21 protein-coding genes are annotated in these 14267 nt (G+C 55.8%); 20 read left to right on the plus strand and 1 reads right to left on the minus strand.

Annotation, left to right across the window (positions count from 1 at the left end; all coding sequences use genetic code 11):
* Nucleotides 1-2: 2 nt before the first annotated feature.
* The 20 genes from rpsQ to bfr all read left to right on the plus strand — a co-directional run bounded on the left by rpsQ (nt 3) and on the right by bfr (nt 11277).
* Nucleotides 3-269 carry a 30S ribosomal protein S17 gene (gene rpsQ, locus NMB39_RS03005; protein WP_003444370.1) on the plus strand — a complete coding sequence of 89 codons (267 nt, stop codon included), beginning with the start codon at nt 3-5 and terminating at the stop codon, nt 267-269.
* 23 nt (nt 270-292) lie between these two features.
* Nucleotides 293-661 carry a 50S ribosomal protein L14 gene (gene rplN / locus NMB39_RS03010; protein WP_002555479.1) on the plus strand — a complete coding sequence of 123 codons (369 nt, stop codon included), beginning with the start codon at nt 293-295 and terminating at the stop codon, nt 659-661.
* Between the two features lie 11 nt (nt 662-672).
* Entirely contained in the window at nt 673-987 is a 315-nt protein-coding gene (gene rplX, locus NMB39_RS03015) for a 50S ribosomal protein L24 (protein WP_003176416.1), read from the plus strand.
* Nucleotides 988-1009: 22 nt separating this feature from the next.
* The gene (rplE, locus tag NMB39_RS03020; protein WP_003194642.1) at nt 1010-1549 is read left to right on the plus strand and encodes a 50S ribosomal protein L5; all 540 of its coding nucleotides are present in this window, start codon (nt 1010-1012) and stop codon (nt 1547-1549) included.
* Nucleotides 1550-1562: 13 nt separating this feature from the next.
* Nucleotides 1563-1868, plus strand: coding sequence for a 30S ribosomal protein S14 (rpsN, locus tag NMB39_RS03025; protein WP_003176414.1), 306 nt, complete (start codon nt 1563-1565; stop codon nt 1866-1868).
* 208 nt (nt 1869-2076) lie between these two features.
* Complete coding sequence (rpsH, locus tag NMB39_RS03030; RefSeq protein WP_003176413.1) at nt 2077-2469, plus strand: 30S ribosomal protein S8; 393 nt, start codon at nt 2077-2079, stop codon at nt 2467-2469.
* A gap of 12 nt (nt 2470-2481) precedes the next feature.
* Nucleotides 2482-3015 carry a 50S ribosomal protein L6 gene (gene rplF, locus NMB39_RS03035; protein ID WP_003194640.1) on the plus strand — a complete coding sequence of 178 codons (534 nt, stop codon included), beginning with the start codon at nt 2482-2484 and terminating at the stop codon, nt 3013-3015.
* A gap of 10 nt (nt 3016-3025) precedes the next feature.
* Nucleotides 3026-3376, plus strand: coding sequence for a 50S ribosomal protein L18 (rplR, locus tag NMB39_RS03040; protein ID WP_003186037.1), 351 nt, complete (start codon nt 3026-3028; stop codon nt 3374-3376).
* Between the two features lie 3 nt (nt 3377-3379).
* Nucleotides 3380-3880: a 30S ribosomal protein S5 gene (gene rpsE / locus NMB39_RS03045; protein ID WP_003176409.1), complete on the plus strand. Its 501-nt coding sequence runs from the start codon at nt 3380-3382 to the stop codon at nt 3878-3880.
* 2 nt (nt 3881-3882) lie between these two features.
* On the plus strand, nt 3883-4059 hold the full coding sequence (gene rpmD, locus NMB39_RS03050) for a 50S ribosomal protein L30 (RefSeq protein WP_003176408.1): 177 nt from the start codon (nt 3883-3885) through the stop codon (nt 4057-4059).
* Between the two features lie 3 nt (nt 4060-4062).
* Nucleotides 4063-4500, plus strand: coding sequence for a 50S ribosomal protein L15 (gene rplO, locus NMB39_RS03055; protein ID WP_003176407.1), 438 nt, complete (start codon nt 4063-4065; stop codon nt 4498-4500).
* Nucleotides 4501-5829, plus strand: a complete 1329-nt coding sequence (secY, locus tag NMB39_RS03060; RefSeq protein ID WP_003194637.1) for a preprotein translocase subunit SecY — start codon at nt 4501-4503, stop codon at nt 5827-5829.
* Between the two features lie 27 nt (nt 5830-5856).
* Nucleotides 5857-5973, plus strand: coding sequence for a 50S ribosomal protein L36 (rpmJ, locus tag NMB39_RS03065; RefSeq protein WP_002555468.1), 117 nt, complete (start codon nt 5857-5859; stop codon nt 5971-5973).
* A gap of 129 nt (nt 5974-6102) precedes the next feature.
* Complete coding sequence (gene rpsM, locus NMB39_RS03070; RefSeq protein WP_003194635.1) at nt 6103-6459, plus strand: 30S ribosomal protein S13; 357 nt, start codon at nt 6103-6105, stop codon at nt 6457-6459.
* 30 nt (nt 6460-6489) lie between these two features.
* Nucleotides 6490-6879, plus strand: a complete 390-nt coding sequence (gene rpsK / locus NMB39_RS03075) for a 30S ribosomal protein S11 (RefSeq protein WP_002555466.1) — start codon at nt 6490-6492, stop codon at nt 6877-6879.
* An 18-nt stretch (nt 6880-6897) separates the two neighbouring features.
* Nucleotides 6898-7518, plus strand: coding sequence for a 30S ribosomal protein S4 (gene rpsD, locus NMB39_RS03080; RefSeq protein WP_003176404.1), 621 nt, complete (start codon nt 6898-6900; stop codon nt 7516-7518).
* 22 nt (nt 7519-7540) lie between these two features.
* A complete protein-coding gene (locus NMB39_RS03085) occupies nt 7541-8542 on the plus strand; it encodes a DNA-directed RNA polymerase subunit alpha (RefSeq protein WP_003176403.1) in 1002 nt (333 codons plus the stop codon).
* Between the two features lie 41 nt (nt 8543-8583).
* A complete protein-coding gene (gene rplQ / locus NMB39_RS03090; protein WP_003176402.1) occupies nt 8584-8970 on the plus strand; it encodes a 50S ribosomal protein L17 in 387 nt (128 codons plus the stop codon).
* Between the two features lie 238 nt (nt 8971-9208).
* Nucleotides 9209-10657, plus strand: a complete 1449-nt coding sequence (locus NMB39_RS03095) for a catalase (RefSeq protein ID WP_494339638.1) — start codon at nt 9209-9211, stop codon at nt 10655-10657.
* A gap of 155 nt (nt 10658-10812) precedes the next feature.
* Nucleotides 10813-11277 carry a bacterioferritin gene (gene bfr / locus NMB39_RS03100; protein ID WP_003176400.1) on the plus strand — a complete coding sequence of 155 codons (465 nt, stop codon included), beginning with the start codon at nt 10813-10815 and terminating at the stop codon, nt 11275-11277.
* Nucleotides 11278-11342: 65 nt separating this feature from the next.
* Here bfr and uvrA read toward each other — a convergent pair whose 3' ends face one another.
* Nucleotides 11343-14177, minus strand: coding sequence for an excinuclease ABC subunit UvrA (gene uvrA / locus NMB39_RS03105; RefSeq protein WP_057025353.1), 2835 nt, complete (start codon nt 14175-14177; stop codon nt 11343-11345).
* Between the last annotated feature and the right edge of the window lie 90 nt (nt 14178-14267).

Raw genomic sequence — 14267 nt, forward strand, 5'->3', positions numbered from 1 at the left:
TCATGGCTGAAGCCGAAAAGACTGTCCGTACGCTGACTGGCCGTGTTGTCAGCGACAAGATGGACAAAACCATCACCGTTTTGATCGAGCGCCGCGTTAAGCACCCGATCTACGGTAAATATGTTAAGCGTTCGACTAAGCTGCACGCGCACGACGAAACCAACCAGTGCCACATCGGCGACAAAGTCACTATTCGTGAAACTCGTCCGCTGGCCAAGACCAAGTCTTGGGCGCTGGTTGATATTCTCGAACGCGCTGTGGAAGTCTAAGGACTAGGGGTCGGAGAAATTATATGATTCAGACTCAATCCATGCTCGATGTGGCCGATAACAGCGGCGCTCGCCGTGTTATGTGCATCAAGGTGCTGGGTGGCTCCCATCGTCGTTACGCTGGTATCGGTGACATCATCAAAGTTACCGTGAAGGAAGCAATTCCTCGCGGTAAGGTGAAAAAAGGCCAAGTGATGACTGCTGTCGTAGTCCGCACTCGTCACGGCGTACGTCGTGCAGATGGCTCCATTATCCGCTTTGATGGCAACGCTGCTGTTCTTCTGAACAACAAGCAAGAGCCTATCGGCACCCGTATCTTTGGGCCAGTGACCCGTGAACTTCGTACTGAGAAGTTCATGAAGATCGTCTCGCTCGCCCCAGAAGTGCTGTAAGGAGATCCGACATGCAAAAGATTCGTCGTGACGACGAGATCATCGTGATCGCCGGCAAAGACAAAGGTAAGCGCGGTAAGGTGCTTAAGGTTCTCGCCAATAACCGTCTGGTTATCGGTGGTCTGAACCTGGTCAAGCGTCATACCAAGCCTAACCCGATGTCGGGCGTGCAGGGCGGTATCGTCGAGAAAGAAGCTCCGCTGGACGCTTCTAACGTCGCCATCTTCAACGGCGAAACCAACAAGGCTGACCGCGTTGGTTTCAAAGTAGAAGACGGTAAGAAAATTCGTGTCTTCAAGTCGACCCAAAAAGCGGTTGATGCTTGAACACTGCTAGGTAGATTAGACCATGGCACGACTACAAGAGATTTACCGGAAGGAAATCGCCCCCAAGCTTAAGGAAGAACTTAAGCTCGGGAACGTGATGGAAGTTCCGCGCGTCACCAAAATCACCCTGAACATGGGTTTGGGCGAAGCGATCGGCGACAAAAAAGTCATCGAGCACGCTGTTGCTGACCTGGAAAAGATCACCGGTCAAAAAGTCGTTGTGACTTACGCTCGGAAATCCATCGCTGGCTTTAAAGTCCGTGAAGGTTGGCCGATCGGCGTCAAAGTGACTCTGCGCCGTGAGCGTATGTACGAATTCCTGGATCGTCTGCTGTCGATCTCCCTGCCTCGGGTTCGCGACTTCCGCGGCCTGAATGCCAAGTCCTTCGATGGTCGTGGTAACTACAGCATGGGCGTGAAAGAGCAGATCATCTTCCCGGAAATCGACTACGACAAGATCGATGCTCTCCGCGGTCTGGACATCACCCTGACCACCACTGCCAAGAACGATGATGAAGGTCGCGCCCTGTTGCGTGCTTTCAAATTCCCGTTCCGCAACTGATTGGAGTAGGACCATGGCCAAGATGAGCATGAAAAACCGCGAGCTGAAGCGTCAGCTCACGGTTGCCAAGTACGCCAAGAAGCGTGCAGCACTGAAAGCTATCATCGTTGATCTGAACGCAAGTCCAGAAGCGCGTTGGGAAGCTACAGTTGCTCTGCAGAAGCAGCCACGTGACGCAAGCGCCTCGCGCATGCGTAACCGCTGCCGCCTGACCGGTCGTCCACACGGCGTTTACCGCAAGTTCGGCCTCGGCCGTAACAAACTGCGTGAAGCGGCAATGCGTGGTGACGTACCAGGTCTGGTTAAAGCCAGCTGGTAAGTACGTTCGAAGTCCAGGCGGTTCGGATCGCAAGATACTGACCGCCGGTGACCTTGAATCTGGAACAAGCCCCTTTTGGGGCTTGTTTCATTTCCGGAGTGTGTCTAGAATACCCGGCTCGCCTGAGCCCGTGTGTTCTATGCTCGGAGATTCTCGGCGACATATGTAGCCGCAAGGCTAATTTTTTTGTATTAGGAGCGTCTAGCCCATGAGTATGCAGGACCCGTTAGCGGACATGCTAACTCGTATCCGTAATGCCCAGATGGCTGAAAAGTCCGTCGTAAGCATGCCATCTTCCAAGTTGAAGGTAGCTGTTGCCAAAGTCCTGAAAGACGAAGGCTACATTGCGGGTTATCAGATCAGCAGCGAAATCAAACCACTGCTGTCCATCGAGCTGAAGTACTTCGAAGGCCGTTCGGTCATCGAGGAAGTGAAGCGCGTTAGCCGTCCAGGCCTGCGTCAGTACAAGTCCGCTGAAGATCTGCCGAAAGTTCGTGGCGGTCTGGGCGTGTCTATCGTCTCCACCAACAAAGGTGTGATGACGGATCGTGCTGCGCGCGCTGCCGGTGTCGGCGGCGAAGTTCTTTGCACTGTGTTCTAAGGGGGGATAAGCATGTCACGCGTCGCTAAGAACCCCGTTAAGCTGCCAGCCGGTGTCGAAGTCAAATTCGCAGGCCAACAGCTTTCGGTGAAGGGTGCCAAGGGTACTCTTGAACTGAACATCCATTCGTCCGTTGAGATCGTTGAAGAAGCTGGTGAGCTGCGTTTCGCTGCTCGCAATGGCGATCAACAAACTCGCGCAATGGCCGGTACCACGCGTGCGTTGGTAAACAACATGGTCCAAGGCGTAAGCCAAGGCTTCGAGCGTAAGCTCCAGCTGGTCGGTGTTGGTTACAAAGCGCAAGCAAAAGGCACGGTTCTGAACCTTGCCCTTGGCTTCTCGCACCCTGTGGATTACGAACTGCCAGCGGGCATCACTGCTGAGACCCCTAGCCAGACCGATATCCTGATCAAGGGCATCGACAAGCAGCTGGTAGGTCAAGTGGCCGCTGAGATCCGCGACTTCCGTCCACCAGAGCCGTACAAAGGCAAAGGTGTGCGCTACGCGGACGAAGTCGTCCGTCGTAAAGAAGCCAAGAAGAAGTAGGGCATAGCAAATGACCGACAAAAAAGTTACTCGACTGCGTCGCGCTCGCAAAGCACGCCTGAAAATGCACGAACTCGAAGTCGTGCGTCTCTGCGTGTTCCGCTCGTCGCAGCACATCTACGCCCAGGTCATCTCGGCCGACGGCAACAAAGTCCTGGCAAGCGCCTCGACTTTGGATAAAGAACTGCGTGATGGTGCCACTGGCAACATCGACGCGGCCACAAAGGTTGGCCAGCTGGTCGCTACGCGTGCTAAGGCCGCTGGCGTCTCGCAAGTGGCTTTCGACCGCTCTGGCTTCAAGTACCACGGTCGCGTGAAAGCGCTGGCTGATGCTGCTCGTGAAGCTGGGCTGGAGTTCTAAGTTATGTCAAATAACGACCAAAAGCGCGACGAAGGCTACATTGAGAAGCTGGTTCAAGTTAACCGCGTAGCCAAAACCGTTAAAGGCGGCCGTATCTTCACTTTCACCGCGTTGACCGTGGTGGGTGATGGTAAAGGGCGTGTTGGCTTCGGCCGTGGCAAGTCACGTGAAGTGCCTGCTGCGATCCAGAAGGCAATGGAAGCTGCTCGTCGCAACATGATCCAAGTTGATCTGAACGGCACCACTCTGCAGTACGCAATGAAGTCCGCCCATGGCGCTTCGAAGGTGTACATGCAGCCTGCTTCTGAAGGTACCGGTATCATCGCTGGCGGCGCTATGCGTGCTGTCCTCGAAGTTGCTGGCGTTCAGAACGTTCTGGCCAAGTGCTACGGCTCGACTAACCCGGTAAACGTGGTTCACGCCACTTTCAAGGGTCTGAAGGCTATGCAATCTCCTGAGTCCATCGCTGCCAAGCGTGGTCTGACTGTCAAGGAGATCTTCTGATCATGGCTACCGTTAAAGTAACGCTGATCAAAAGCATGACCGGCCGCATCCCTAACCACAAACTGTGCGTTAAAGGTTTGGGTCTGCGTCGCATCGGTCACACTGTAGAAGTCCAGGATACTCCCGAGAATCGCGGGATGATCAACAAGGCTTACTACATGCTGCGTGTAGAGGGTTAATCGATGAAACTCAATGATCTGAGTCCAGCGCCGGGTTCCCGTCGCGAAAAGCATCGTCCGGGCCGTGGTATCGGTAGCGGTTTGGGTAAGACTGGTGGCCGTGGCCACAAAGGTCAAACCTCCCGCTCCGGTGGCACCATCGCTCCAGGCTTTGAAGGCGGTCAACAGCCGCTGCATCGTCGCCTGCCTAAGTTCGGTTTCGTATCCCTGAAAGCCATGGACCGCGCAGAAGTGCGTCTGTCCGAGCTGGCCAAAGTGGAAGGCGACATCGTTACTGTGCAGACCCTGAAAGATGCCAACGTGATCAACGTCAACGTACAGCGTGTGAAAATCATGCTGTCCGGTGAAGTGACTCGCGCTGTCACTATCGGCAAGGGAATCGGCGCCACCAAAGGTGCGCGTTCGGCTATCGAAGCAGCTGGCGGCAAGTTCGAGGAATAAATGGCTAAGCAAGGTGCTCTCTCAGCGCTCGGCAAAGGCGGTATGTCTGAACTTTGGGCTCGTCTGCGTTTTCTGTTCCTGGCGATTATCGTCTACCGAATAGGCGCACACATCCCGGTTCCAGGTATCAACCCGGACCGACTCGCAGACCTGTTTCGACAGAATGAGGGGACCATTCTTAGCTTGTTCAACATGTTTTCCGGTGGCGCGCTGGAGCGAATGAGCATCTTTGCACTGGGGATCATGCCGTACATCTCGGCATCGATCATCATGCAACTGATGACAGCCGTCAGCCCGCAACTGGAGCAGTTGAAGAAGGAAGGTGAAGCTGGCCGTCGCAAGATTAGCCAGTACACCCGCTACGGCACTGTCGTCCTCGCCTTGGTTCAAGCTATCGGCATGTCCGTTGGCCTGGCCGGGCAGGGCGTTGCGTTCACTGGTGACTTTGGCTTCCATTTCGTCGCAGTATCCACTTTTGTGGCTGGTGCGATGTTCATGATGTGGCTGGGTGAGCAGATTACTGAGCGTGGTGTTGGCAACGGTATCTCGATGTTGATTTTCGCAGGTATCGTCGCCGGTCTTCCGAGAGCAATCGGGCAGTCTTTCGAGTCTGCGCGTCAGGGTGATATCAATATCTTCGCCTTGGTTGCCATCGGTTTGCTGGCAGTAGCGATTATCGGTTTTGTGGTGTTCATTGAGCGTGGCCAGCGTCGTATTGCTGTTCACTACGCCAAGCGTCAGCAGGGCCGTAAGGTCTTTGCTGCGCAGACCAGCCACTTGCCGCTGAAAGTGAATATGGCCGGCGTTATTCCGGCAATTTTCGCGAGCAGCATCTTGCTGTTTCCGGCTTCGTTGGGTACCTGGTTTGGTCAGTCCGAAAATATGGGCTGGCTGCAGGACCTCTCTCAGTCGATCGCTCCTGGTCAGCCGTTGAATATTCTGCTGTTTAGTGCAGGGATTATTTTCTTCTGCTTCTTCTATACGGCGTTGATGTTCAATCCGAAAGACGTAGCGGAAAACCTGAAGAAGTCCGGTGCCTTTATTCCGGGCATCCGTCCAGGTGAGCAGTCGGCACGCTACATTGATGGCGTTCTGACTCGTTTGACCCTGTTCGGTGCTCTATATATGACGGCCGTGTGCTTGTTGCCCCAGTTCCTGGTGGTTGCAGCAAACGTTCCGTTCTACCTTGGCGGGACCTCGTTGCTGATCGTGGTCGTGGTTGTGATGGACTTCATGTCCCAAGTACAATCGCACCTCGTTTCGCACCAGTACGAATCCCTGATGAAGAAAGCCAACCTGAAGGGTTACGGCAGCGGCATGTTGCGCTGAGTACCCATAAGGTTCGAGGAGTTGGTGATGAAAGTTCGTGCATCGGTGAAAAAGCTGTGCCGTAACTGCAAGATTATTCGCCGCGAAGGTGTTGTTCGAGTAATTTGCAGCGCGGAACCGCGTCACAAACAGCGCCAAGGCTGAGTGTGATCCGCTTGAAGCCCGGCAGCTAGTGCGCTGCCGGGTTGATTATTTGTTATTACAGCGATATTATCTCGCGCCCTATTTCTTGGCTTCCGGGGCGTAGGTAGCTGTCAATTGGAGTCCCACTGAATGGCCCGTATTGCAGGCGTTAACATTCCAGATAACAAGCACACTGTTATCTCGCTGACCTACATCTATGGTGTTGGTCGCACTACTGCGCAGAAAATTTGCGCAGTTGCTGGGGTAAACCCAGCCGCTAAGATCAAGGATCTGAGCGACGAGCAGATTGAACAGCTGCGTGGCGAAGTGGCGAAGTTCACCACTGAAGGTGACCTGCGTCGCGAAATCAACATGAAAATCAAGCGTTTGATGGACCTCGGTTGCTATCGCGGTCTGCGTCATCGTCGTGGTCTTCCAGTACGCGGTCAGCGTACCAAGACTAACGCGCGTACCCGTAAAGGTCCGCGTAAGCCGATCCGCAAGTAATCGCCCCAGCGAATCGACAGGAAAATTATCATGGCAAAACCTGCTGCTCGTCCTCGTAAAAAAGTTAAAAAGACAGTGGTTGATGGCATCGCCCACATCCATGCATCTTTTAACAACACCATCGTGACCATCACCGACCGTCAAGGTAACGCGCTTTCTTGGGCTACCTCCGGTGGTTCGGGTTTCCGCGGTTCCCGCAAGTCCACCCCGTTTGCTGCTCAAGTAGCTGCTGAACGTGCTGGTCAAGCTGCGCTGGAATACGGCCTGAAAAACCTCGACGTTAACGTCAAAGGTCCAGGTCCAGGTCGTGAGTCTGCTGTCCGTGCTTTGAACGGCTGTGGCTATAAGATCGCCAGCATCACCGACGTGACGCCAATCCCGCACAACGGGTGCCGTCCGCCGAAGAAGCGCCGCGTGTAATCCAGGAGATTGTAAAGAATGGCTCGTTACATTGGTCCAAAATGCAAACTCGCTCGTCGCGAGGGCACCGATCTCTTCCTGAAGAGCGGCGTGCGCGCGATCGAATCGAAGTGCAACATTGAAGCAGCACCTGGTATCCACGGCCAACGCCGCGGTCGCCAGTCCGATTACGGCACCCAACTGCGTGAAAAGCAGAAGGTCCGTCGTATCTACGGCGTTCTCGAGCGTCAGTTCAGCGGCTACTACAAAGAAGCTGCTGGCAAGAAAGGTGCAACCGGTGAAAACCTGCTGCAACTGCTCGAATGCCGTCTGGACAACGTTGTATACCGTATGGGCTTTGGTTCGACTCGTGCCGAATCCCGTCAGCTGGTATCGCACAAGTCGATCAGCGTTAACGGTCAGACCGTAAACGTTCCGTCCTACCAGGTTCGTGCTGGTGACGTGGTCGCAGTTCGCGAGAAAGCAAAAAACCAACTTCGCATTGTCCAAGCTCTCGATCTGTGTGCCCAACGTGGCCGCGTAGAATGGGTAGAAGTAGACACTGAGAAGAAGTCGGGCGTTTTCAAGAACGTTCCTGCTCGCAGTGATCTGTCCGCCGACATCAACGAAAGCCTGATTGTCGAGCTCTACTCCAAGTAAGGGCTAGAAAATAGGTGCATCCATGCAGATTTCGGTAAATGAGTTCCTGACACCCCGCCACATTGATGTGCAGGTTGTCAGTCCAACCCGCGCTAAGATCACTCTCGAGCCTCTCGAGCGTGGTTTTGGCCACACCCTGGGCAACGCGCTGCGCCGCATCCTGTTGTCCTCAATGCCCGGCTGTGCAGTAGTCGAGGCCGAGATTGACGGTGTGCTCCACGAGTACAGCGCCATCGAAGGTGTACAGGAAGACGTAATTGAAATCCTGTTGAACCTTAAAGGTCTGGCTATCAAGCTGCACGGCCGTGACGAAGTTACGCTGACCTTGTCGAAGAAGGGTTCGGGGGTGGTTACCGCTGCCGATATTCAGCTGGATCATGATGTCGAGATCGTTAACCCCGATCACGTAATCGCTAACCTGGCGTCTAACGGCGCCCTGAACATGAAGCTCACTGTAGCTCGTGGTCGTGGTTATGAACCGGCCGACTCGCGTCAGAGCGATGAAGACGAAAGCCGCAGCATTGGTCGCTTGCAGCTTGACTCTTCGTTCAGCCCGGTTCGCCGTATCGCATACGTGGTGGAAAACGCCCGTGTCGAGCAGCGTACTAACCTGGACAAGCTGGTTATTGATCTGGAAACCAACGGTACCCTGGATCCTGAAGAGGCTATTCGCCGCGCTGCAACCATTCTGCAACAGCAGTTGGCTGCGTTCGTCGACCTCAAGGGTGACAGCGAGCCAGTGGTAATCGAGCAAGAAGACGAGATCGATCCGATCCTGCTTCGCCCGGTTGACGATCTGGAACTGACTGTACGTTCGGCTAACTGCCTTAAGGCGGAAAACATTTACTACATCGGCGACCTGATTCAGCGTACCGAAGTAGAACTGTTGAAGACTCCGAACCTGGGCAAGAAATCCTTGACTGAAATCAAGGACGTTCTGGCCTCCCGCGGTCTGTCCCTCGGCATGCGCCTCGACAACTGGCCGCCTGCAAGTCTTAAGAAGGACGACAAGGCGACTGCCTGATCGTCGTAATCACCGAACGTGAGTTTGGTAAGGAATGAACCATGCGTCATCGTAAAAGTGGTCGTCACCTGAGCCGTACCAGCTCGCACCGCAAGGCCATGTTCCAAAACATGGCGGTGTCGCTGTTCGAGCACGAGCTGATCAAAACTACACTGCCGAAAGCTAAAGAACTGCGTCGCGTTGCTGAGCCGCTGATCACTTTGGCCAAGACAGACAGCCTGGCTAACCGCCGTCTGGCTTTCGACCGTACTCGTTCGAAAGCTATCGTTGGTAAGCTCTTCAACGACCTGGGCAAGCGTTACGCTACCCGTGAGGGTGGCTACCTGCGCATCCTCAAGTGCGGTTTCCGCGCTGGCGACAACGCGCCTATGGCGTATGTCGAGTTGGTTGATCGTGCTACTGCTGGCGAAGCTGTATCCGCCGAGTAAGACGACAAGCTGTAACGAAGAACCGGGCCTAGTGCCCGGTTTTTTGTGCGCGCAAGAAAAGCTCAATAGATACAAGCTTTCACTCATCGGCGCTGGGTACTATGGCTACTGGAGGGTTATTAGTTATTTTCTATTGATGCGTACGATTTAATGAATTTGTACACGTCATGTTGATGATCAATACTCCCTCCAAGCCGATTAGCCGGCAGTTCCAAGCCCGACCTGAGGAAGATTGCGCATGAGCCAGAATAAAGTCCTTACCACCGCCAGCGGCGCCCCCGTCGCAGACAACCAGAACTCGCGTTCCGCCGGCCCTCGCGGCCCGTTGCTGCTCGACGATTTTCACCTGATCGAGAAGCTCGCTCACTTCAACCGTGAAAACATCCCTGAGCGTCGTGTGCACGCCAAAGGTTCGGGTGCCTACGGTACGTTCACTGTGACAAAAGACATCACCCAGTACACCAGCGCCAAGCTGTTCGAATCGGTTGGTAAGCAAACGCCGACCTTCCTGCGGTTCTCCACTGTAGGTGGTGAGCGCGGTTCGGCTGACACCGAGCGAGATCCACGTGGCTTCGCCTTGAAGTTCTACACCGAAGAAGGCAACTGGGACATCGTGGGTAACAACACCCCGGTGTTTTTCATCCGCGACCCATTGAAATTCCCGGACTTTATCCACACCCAGAAACGCCTGCCGCAAAGCAACCTGAAAAGCGCGCAGATGATGTGGGACTTCTGGTCGCACTCTCCTGAGGCGCTGCACCAGGTCACCATCCTGTTTTCGGACCGCGGTATTCCAGATGGCTATCGCCACATGCATGGCTTCGGTAGCCACACGTACAGCCTGATCAATGCCAAGGGCGAACGTCATTGGGTGAAATGGCACTACAAGACCAAGCAAGGTATCAAGAACCTGGCGCCAGCCGAGGCTGCCCGACTTGCAGGGACTGATCCTGACTATGCCCAGCGTGATCTGTTCGGGGCGATTGAGCGCGGTGACTTCCCGAAATGGCGCGTCTGCATCCAGATCATGACTGAGGCCCAGGCGAATGCTCATTACGAGAACCCGTTTGACGTGACCAAGACCTGGTCGCAAAAAGAGTTCCCGTTGATTGAGGTGGGTGAGCTGGAGCTCAACCGCAATCCGCAGAACTACTTCGCTGAAGTAGAACAGGCTGCATTCGGCCCAAGCAACATGGTTCCAGGTGTAGGTCTGTCGCCGGACCGCATGCTGCAAGGTCGGGTTTTCGCTTACGCAGATGCCCACCGCTACCGTGTCGGCACCAACCACCAGCAATTGCCGGTGAATGCGCCACGCAACCCGGTGAACAGCTACCAGCGTGACGGTTCGATGGCCTTCGGCGGTAACGGTGGTGCGGCGCCCAACTACGAGCCAAACAGCTACGCCGATGCACCCAAGCAAGCTGCGCAATATGCCGAACCTGCACTTGCCCTGAGCGGCGCCGCGGATCGTTACGATCATCGTGAAGACACCGACTACTACAGCCATGCGGGTGCGTTGTTCCGCCTGATGAACGATGAGCAAAAAGCTCTGCTTACCAGCAACATTGCCGGTGCGATGGCGGGGGTTTCCAGCGATGTGGTCCAGCGTCAATTGCAGCATTTCTACAAGGCCGACCCGGCTTATGGAGAAGCAATCGCAAAGGCACTGGGTGTATCGCTTAACTGACTCTAAACGATAAGCAGAACCGCCCTCATTTGGGCGGTTTTTGCGTTATTTCAGCTACTTTTCTCCGGAAATCTTCACTTTTCTGCCGTTGATCCCGTGACCTTAAAGTCATCATGGTTCAAACTACAGCCTTTCAAGTAGGGAGATGTAGGGCGATGCAAGGTCACCCCGACGTAATCGATTACCTCAACACGTTGCTGACGGGCGAACTGGCAGCTCGTGACCAATATTTCATCCACTCGCGTATGTACGAAGACTGGGGCTTTACCGAGCTTTACGAACGTATCAACCATGAGATGGAAGAAGAGGCACAGCATGCTGACGCGCTGATGCGCCGTATCCTGATGCTCGAAGGCACGCCACGCATGCGTCCCGATGACCTGGATGTGGGCACAACGGTGCCTGACATGCTCGCTGCCGACCTGCGCCTCGAATACAAGGTCCGTGCGGCCCTGTGCAAGGGCATCGAGCTGTGTGAGCAGCACAACGACTATGTCACCCGGGAAATACTGCGTGTCCAGTTGAATGACACCGAAGAAGATCACACCTACTGGCTGGAAAAGCAGTTGGGCCTGATCAAGTTGATTGGCCTGGAGAATTACCTGCAATCGCAGTTCTAACTTCCGGCTACAAAAAAGCCCCTGTCACCGCAACGTGACAGGGGCTTTTCATTGGGACCTGAAAATCAGGCCCGGTCGCGCGCCAACAACGGCTTCAAGTAATAACCCGTGTGTGACTGCGACATCTCGGAGACTTGCTCCGGTGTGCCCACGGCGATGATCTGGCCGCCCTTGGAGCCACCTTCCGGCCCCAGGTCCACCAACCAGTCAGCGGTCTTGATTACATCGAGGTTGTGCTCGATCACCACCACGGTATTGCCGTGGTCGCGAAGGCGGTGCAGTACGTCAAGCAATTGCTGGATATCCGCGAAGTGCAGGCCGGTGGTCGGCTCATCGAGGATGTACAGGGTCTTGCCGGTATCTCGCTTGGACAGCTCGCGAGACAACTTGACCCGCTGCGCCTCGCCCCCCGATAAGGTGGTCGCCGATTGCCCCAGCTTGATATACGACAGGCCTACATCCATCAACGTCTGCAGCTTACGCGCCAGTGCCGGTACCGCGTCGAAGAATACCCGGGCTTCCTCGATGGTCATCTCGAGGGTTTCGTGGATGCTTTTGCCCTTGTACTTGATCTCCAGGGTTTCGCGGTTGTAGCGCTTGCTCTTGCACACGTCGCACGGTACGTAGATGTCCGGCAGGAAGTGCATCTCTACCTTGATCAGGCCGTCGCCCTGGCATGCTTCACAGCGCCCGCCCTTGACGTTGAACGAGAACCGGCCAGGCCCATATCCCCGCGAGCGGGATTCTGGAACGCCAGCAAACAGCTCGCGAATTGGCGTAAACAATCCGGTGTAGGTCGCCGGGTTGGAACGCGGTGTGCGGCCGATCGGGCTCTGGTCAATATCGACCACCTTGTCCAGGTGTTCCAGGCCCTTGATGCTGTCATGGGCAGCCGCTTCCAGGGTGGTCGCGCCGTTCAGGGCGGTGGCACTCAATGGGAACAACGTGTTGTTGATCAGCGTCGACTTGCCCGAGCCGGAAACACCGGTCACGCAGGTCAGCAGGCCCAGCGGAATCTCCAGGTCGACATTGCGCAGGTTGTTCCCGCGCGCGCCTTTGAGATGCAGCGCCATTTTCTTGTTACGCGGAGTACGCTTGGCAGGTACTTCGATCTTCACCCGGCCAGACAAATACTTGCCGGTCAACGAGTCGGGGTGGGCCATTACTTCGGCAGGCGTACCCTCGGCAACGATATGTCCACCATGCACGCCAGCACCCGGGCCGATATCGACCACATAATCTGCCAGGCGGATAGCGTCTTCGTCGTGCTCGACCACAATCACGGTGTTGCCGATATCCCGCAGGTGTTTCAGCGTACCCAGCAGGCGATCGTTATCCCGCTGGTGCAATCCAATCGACGGCTCATCGAGGATATACAGAACGCCTACCAGGCCCGCACCAATCTGGCTGGCCAAGCGGATCCGCTGTGCTTCACCACCCGACAAGGTATCGGCGCTGCGATCCAGCGACAGGTAATCCAGGCCGACGTTGACCAGGAACTGCAACCGCTCGCGAATCTCCTTGAGGATTTTGTCGGCAATCTCCCCGCGACGCCCGGTCAGCTTAAGCACACCAAAGTATTCGCATGCATCGCCAATCGGCAGGTTGGTCACCGCCGGCAGGGTTTTCTCGCCTACCCACACATGTCGTGCTTCACGGCGCAGGCGCGTGCCCCGGCAATCCGGGCAAGGCTGGGTGCTGAGGAATTTAGCCAGTTCTTCACGCACGCTCGCCGATTCGGTTTCGCGGTAGCGGCGCTCCAGGTTCGGCACGATGCCTTCGAACGGGTGCGAGCGCTTGACGATATCGCCGCGGTCGTTCAGGTATTTGAAGTCGACATTCTGCGAACCGCTGCCATTGAGGATGACCTTCTGCTGGTCTGCCGGCAGTTGGTTGAACGGCACTTCCAGGCTGAACTTGTAGTGGGAAGCCAATGACCCCAGCATCTGGAAATAGTAGACGTTACGCCTGTCCCAGCCACGTATCGCCCCCTCGGCCAGGGTCAGGTCGCCATTGACCAGGCGCTTGATATCGAAAAACTGCTTCACGCCCAGGCCATCGCACGTCGGGCAGGCGCCGGCCGGGTTGTTGAAGGAAAACAGCTTGGGTTCCAGCTCGCTGATGGCATGGCCACAGATCGGGCAGGCGAAGCGCGCGGAGAAGATGATCTCTTCGCCCGGCTCGTCATCCATGGGGGCCACCAGGGCAATGCCATCGGCCAGCTTCAGCGCGGTCTCGAAGGATTCCGCCAACCGCTGCTGCAAGTCGGCGCGCACCTTGAAACGGTCGACCACCACATCGATCGAATGCTTTTTCTGCTTGTCGAGCTTCGGCGCTTCATCCAGCTCATACAGCTTGCCGTTGATGCGTGCGCGTACGAAGCCTTGGGCCCGCAGCTCTTCGAAGACCGAAAGGTGTTCGCCTTTGCGCTCGCGGATAACGGGCGCCAGCAGCATCAGCTTGGCGCCTTCCGGCTGGGCCAGCACCAGGTCGACCATCTGGCTGACGGTCTGGGCTTCCAGAGGAATGTCGTGGTCCGGGCAACGCGGAATACCAACCCGCGCGTACAGCAGGCGCAGGTAGTCGTAGATCTCGGTAATGGTGCCCACGGTGGAACGTGGGTTGTGGGAGGTCGACTTCTGCTCGATGGAGATCGCCGGCGACAGCCCTTCGATGGTGTCGACGTCGGGCTTTTCCATCATCGACAGGAACTGCCGGGCATAGGCCGACAGCGATTCCACATAACGACGCTGACCTTCGGCATACAGCGTGTCGAACGCCAGGGACGACTTGCCGGAGCCGGACAAACCGGTGATGACGATCAGTTTGTCCCGGGGCAGGGTCAGGTCGATGTTCTTCAGGTTGTGGGTTCTAGCCCCACGAATCAGGATCTTGTCCAAGATGGCCTCGCACGGCGGGCGTAAATAATGCCGGAGTATACGGCTAAAGACTGGATGAATATACACTGTCAAAAGGCCGCTTGCAGCCTT

It is taken from the genome of Pseudomonas sp. FBCC-B545 (genome assembly GCF_059134095.1).

Excerpts from the sequence above, each read along its gene's own strand:
- rplR (WP_003186037.1), top strand. The coding sequence starts at position 3,026 with ATGACCGACAAAAAAGTTACTCGACTGCGTCGCGCTCGCAAAGCACGC.
- rpmD (WP_003176408.1), top strand. The coding sequence starts at position 3,883 with ATGGCTACCGTTAAAGTAACGCTGATCAAAAGCATGACCGGCCGCATC.
- rpsH (WP_003176413.1), top strand. The coding sequence starts at position 2,077 with ATGAGTATGCAGGACCCGTTAGCGGACATGCTAACTCGTATCCGTAAT.
- rplQ (WP_003176402.1), top strand. The coding sequence starts at position 8,584 with ATGCGTCATCGTAAAAGTGGTCGTCACCTGAGCCGTACCAGCTCGCAC.
- rplF (WP_003194640.1), top strand. The coding sequence starts at position 2,482 with ATGTCACGCGTCGCTAAGAACCCCGTTAAGCTGCCAGCCGGTGTCGAA.
- rplN (WP_002555479.1), top strand. The coding sequence starts at position 293 with ATGATTCAGACTCAATCCATGCTCGATGTGGCCGATAACAGCGGCGCT.
- bfr (WP_003176400.1), top strand. The coding sequence starts at position 10,813 with ATGCAAGGTCACCCCGACGTAATCGATTACCTCAACACGTTGCTGACG.
- rpsM (WP_003194635.1), top strand. The coding sequence starts at position 6,103 with ATGGCCCGTATTGCAGGCGTTAACATTCCAGATAACAAGCACACTGTT.
- NMB39_RS03095 (WP_494339638.1), top strand. The coding sequence starts at position 9,209 with ATGAGCCAGAATAAAGTCCTTACCACCGCCAGCGGCGCCCCCGTCGCA.
- rplO (WP_003176407.1), top strand. The coding sequence starts at position 4,063 with ATGAAACTCAATGATCTGAGTCCAGCGCCGGGTTCCCGTCGCGAAAAG.
- NMB39_RS03085 (WP_003176403.1), top strand. The coding sequence starts at position 7,541 with ATGCAGATTTCGGTAAATGAGTTCCTGACACCCCGCCACATTGATGTG.
- rpsK (WP_002555466.1), top strand. The coding sequence starts at position 6,490 with ATGGCAAAACCTGCTGCTCGTCCTCGTAAAAAAGTTAAAAAGACAGTG.
- rpsQ (WP_003444370.1), top strand. The coding sequence starts at position 3 with ATGGCTGAAGCCGAAAAGACTGTCCGTACGCTGACTGGCCGTGTTGTC.
- secY (WP_003194637.1), top strand. The coding sequence starts at position 4,501 with ATGGCTAAGCAAGGTGCTCTCTCAGCGCTCGGCAAAGGCGGTATGTCT.
- rplE (WP_003194642.1), top strand. The coding sequence starts at position 1,010 with ATGGCACGACTACAAGAGATTTACCGGAAGGAAATCGCCCCCAAGCTT.
- rpsD (WP_003176404.1), top strand. The coding sequence starts at position 6,898 with ATGGCTCGTTACATTGGTCCAAAATGCAAACTCGCTCGTCGCGAGGGC.
- rpsN (WP_003176414.1), top strand. The coding sequence starts at position 1,563 with ATGGCCAAGATGAGCATGAAAAACCGCGAGCTGAAGCGTCAGCTCACG.
- rplX (WP_003176416.1), top strand. The coding sequence starts at position 673 with ATGCAAAAGATTCGTCGTGACGACGAGATCATCGTGATCGCCGGCAAA.
- rpmJ (WP_002555468.1), top strand. The coding sequence starts at position 5,857 with ATGAAAGTTCGTGCATCGGTGAAAAAGCTGTGCCGTAACTGCAAGATT.
- rpsE (WP_003176409.1), top strand. The coding sequence starts at position 3,380 with ATGTCAAATAACGACCAAAAGCGCGACGAAGGCTACATTGAGAAGCTG.